3 protein-coding genes are annotated in these 3,101 nt (G+C 46.0%); all 3 read right to left on the minus strand.

The window, feature by feature from the left end; translation table 11 throughout:
- Positions 1-43: 43 nt before the first annotated feature.
- The 3 genes from IM319_RS11670 to IM319_RS11680 all read right to left on the minus strand — a co-directional run bounded on the left by IM319_RS11670 (position 44) and on the right by IM319_RS11680 (position 2,494).
- Positions 44-937 (minus strand): tRNA (5-methylaminomethyl-2-thiouridine)(34)-methyltransferase MnmD, encoded by an 894-nt coding sequence (locus tag IM319_RS11670; RefSeq protein WP_287685490.1) that lies wholly within the window; start codon positions 935-937, stop codon positions 44-46.
- Positions 897-1,691 carry an alpha/beta fold hydrolase gene (locus IM319_RS11675; protein WP_287735713.1) on the minus strand — a complete coding sequence of 265 codons (795 nt, stop codon included), beginning with the start codon at positions 1,689-1,691 and terminating at the stop codon, positions 897-899. Before IM319_RS11675 ends, IM319_RS11670 begins: the two co-directional genes overlap by 41 nt.
- Positions 1,692-1,894: 203 nt before the next feature.
- Entirely contained in the window at positions 1,895-2,494 is a 600-nt protein-coding gene (locus tag IM319_RS11680; protein ID WP_287735714.1) for a superoxide dismutase, read from the minus strand.
- Between the last annotated feature and the right edge of the window lie 607 nt (positions 2,495-3,101).

Raw genomic sequence — 3,101 nt, forward strand, 5'->3', positions numbered from 1 at the left:
CAACCCCCAACCCCCACCGAAAAACTTTTTCAGCAGACCCTAGTTAATGCCGAATTATCTCCCGGTCAATTCTTTGCCAACGTTTTTTCCAGTGGCTAGTCGGTTCTAAGTCACAGAGAGCCTGTTCAGTGCGACGACGTTGTATAATCACTTCGGCCAGGTCGGTTAAAGTCGGGTCTCGATAGGGAATAGCGGCTTTAGTTTGCAGATGTTCCCGTTCCTGTGCCGATAGAGATGGGGGTAAGGACAAAAAACTGGCTATTGTTCCCGGCGATCGCCGCCCGACGCTATCGGTGGCCCCAATCTGCAATCCTGCTAATTGTAAAGCCCTTCGCACCGAGGCAGCACAGGAATAGGTGACTAAATAACCCGTCGGACTCAGGCATTTCGCCACTAAAGCTAAAAACTCCACTGTCCACAGTTGCGGACATTTACCCGGGGAAAAGGGATCGAGAAAAATTGCCTCCGCTTGAAAACCCGCGTCAATCACCTTGGTTATCGTCTGTCGCGCATCCCCGATTAACAGTTTAGCCGTGAGATTAGGCAAGTCTAGCCGGTGATTATGGGCAAAATCATTTAAATATTCGGGAATTGGTTGACTCCAACTATTTAAGAGATTTTCTCTAATCGCTGCTAGGGGAACCACTCGATCGCTTTCCAAAGCTAATAATTCTACCCGACAATCCCCCCTAACTTGCCAAATGGCCGCTAAGGCTGCGGCGCTATTATACCCTAAGCCGTAACAAATGTCAAGAATTTTTAGATTATTGCTCTGGTCTGCTTTTGCTGCCAGACGACTAGAGAGGATAAATTTTTTCTCGGCTTCTTCCCTTGCCCCAGAGGTAGAATGATAACATTCGCCGAATTCGCTCGAAAAAAAGGTATAAGAACCATCCTCAGTGACTTTTTGCGGGTAGGTTTCGGGGGAGACAAGCATGGTGATGGAGAATGTCTTTGAGGTGAATATCGGTTTCCAGCAGGCAAGCGTGACCACTATTGGGCAAAATCGTTAATTTTGCCGCGGGTAACTGCTGAATTAGGCGTTTAGCCTCCGCTACCGATGGTAACAGTCGGTCGCCTTGACTGGCTATCACTAACACCCCCAATTGCAGACGTTTTAACTCGCTGGCACTAACCTGAAACCGTTGTAACTGGGATAAACGCCAGCTAATCGTCTTCAGTGGGACGTATTGCATGGCTTTGAGGAGAGAGCCGCGATCTTCCCGGGATATTCGACCGAGAGCGGCGAGAAAGGGTAAAATAGTTAGTGCCGAGCTGCCGTGGATGAAATCGGGCATCATCTGGGTGATACCGATTCCCAAGCTTAAAAGAGGTCTTTGATTAAAAGAAGAAGCAGGGTTAATTAAAATCAGTTTTTTAATTAATTTTGGTGATTTTGTCGCTATTTTCAAGGCTAAACAGCCGCCAAAAGACTCACCGCAGAGATAGACTTTTCTCGATTGTCGCTTTAATTCCTGTTCCAATAAAGCGATCACGAGGCTGCTTAATTCCTCCCAATCACCGAGATATTGCGGGGAAATCACCAAACAACGCAGATCGAAGTAAGGAGCAAGGTTTTTAATCTGACGATGGTATAGTTGGCCGCTGCCATCCATTCCGGGTAAAAATACAAACAGGGGATAATCGGGACGGGGATGACGGGGAATAATCCAACTGACAGGTTGTTCCATGGTGCGAGAAGCGCGATCGATGTTAAAAAAGTTTTTTCTGGTTATCTATTTTAAGGATAATTAATATTAGAGAGATTTGCCAATTTTAATAGTATGATTAACTCCCAACTTATGGATTGTTTCTCTCTGCTCGCCAACCCCTGATAACTGATAACTGATAACTGATAACTGATAACTGATAACTGATTAACTGAGCCAAATTTTTAGGCCGCCGCTAAATTAGCAGCCACGAAATCCCAATTAACCAACTTGGTTAAAAAGTCACTGATGTAATCGGGACGACGATTTTGGTAATCGAGATAATAAGCGTGTTCCCACACATCCATAGTTAAGAGGGGAACCTGTCCGGCGGTTAAAGGATTGTCAGCGTTGCCGGTTTTGGTAACTTTGAGAGTACCGTTATCGAGAACCAACCAAGCCCAACCACTACCGAATTGAGTAGCGCCCGCAGTTTTGAAAGCTTCGACAAATTTCTCGAAACTGCCGAAATCTGCGTTAATTTTATCGGCTAAAGCACCGGTAGGCGCACCGCCACCACCCGGTTTCATGCAGTCCCAATAAAAACTATGATTCCATGCTTGGGCGGCATTGTTGAAAACCCCAGCTTTAGAGGCATCACCGGCAACCTTAACGATAACTTCTTCTAAAGAGAGAGCATCGAGTTCCGTCTCTTTGACCAAACCGTTATAGTTATTGACATAAGCGGCGTGGTGCTTGTCGTGGTGGAATTCTAGGGTACTTTTGGTGATACAAGGCTCTAAGGCAGTGTAATCGTAGGGTAAAGGGGGAAGTGTGTAAGCCATGTGTTCTCTGTATCCTCTCTTGAGAGCTTGTTTAAGGTAGTGTTGTTAACCTTTTGTCAGTATTCAGCTTAACCAAGACGAATACCTTTGCAATAAAACTTTACATCCTCAATCATAGCACCGAAGGAGACTTGATCAGTGATCACTGATCGATCAGCTTTTTTCTCCCATCTCCCTTCTCCCCCATCTCCCCAACTCCCACACCCCACACCCCAACCCCATCGACCATCTCCTAAATCCTGAGAAGATCACCAAACAATGTTAGAATAATTCCCGTACTGTAGGCGCTTGCAGATTCTTGTGGGCGTGGCAGGGCAGGCGAAAAACGATTCCGTTAGGAATTAAACCAAAAAAGCTCCACTGGAAACAGCAGTAGATTTTATCTCACTGGGTTGACCGGTTGGCACTTCGTCAAATTACCAAAATTTTGGGTTAAAGCCCCGTCCTTTTAGGACGGCTTTATGTTAAAATGAAATTGGTTTGAATCCCCTGAGTGGGCGGTAGTGAATGGCTCGATTGAGTTGAACCCTGGAACTCGAAAGTCTGCATAAGAGACAAAAAGGGAGGGTAGCGAAAACCTCGTCAAACATAGCGCAGTACCCGCTCA

This window comes from Microcystis sp. M113S1, from assembly GCF_020246945.1.
Taxonomy (GTDB): Bacteria; Cyanobacteriota; Cyanobacteriia; order Cyanobacteriales; family Microcystaceae; genus Microcystis.

Coding starts and splice junctions, on each gene's coding strand:
- IM319_RS11670 (WP_287685490.1), bottom strand. CDS start 937: ATGCTTGTCTCCCCCGAAACCTACCCGCAAAAAGTCACTGAGGATGGT.
- IM319_RS11675 (WP_287735713.1), bottom strand. CDS start 1,691: ATGGAACAACCTGTCAGTTGGATTATTCCCCGTCATCCCCGTCCCGAT.
- IM319_RS11680 (WP_287735714.1), bottom strand. CDS start 2,494: ATGGCTTACACACTTCCCCCTTTACCCTACGATTACACTGCCTTAGAG.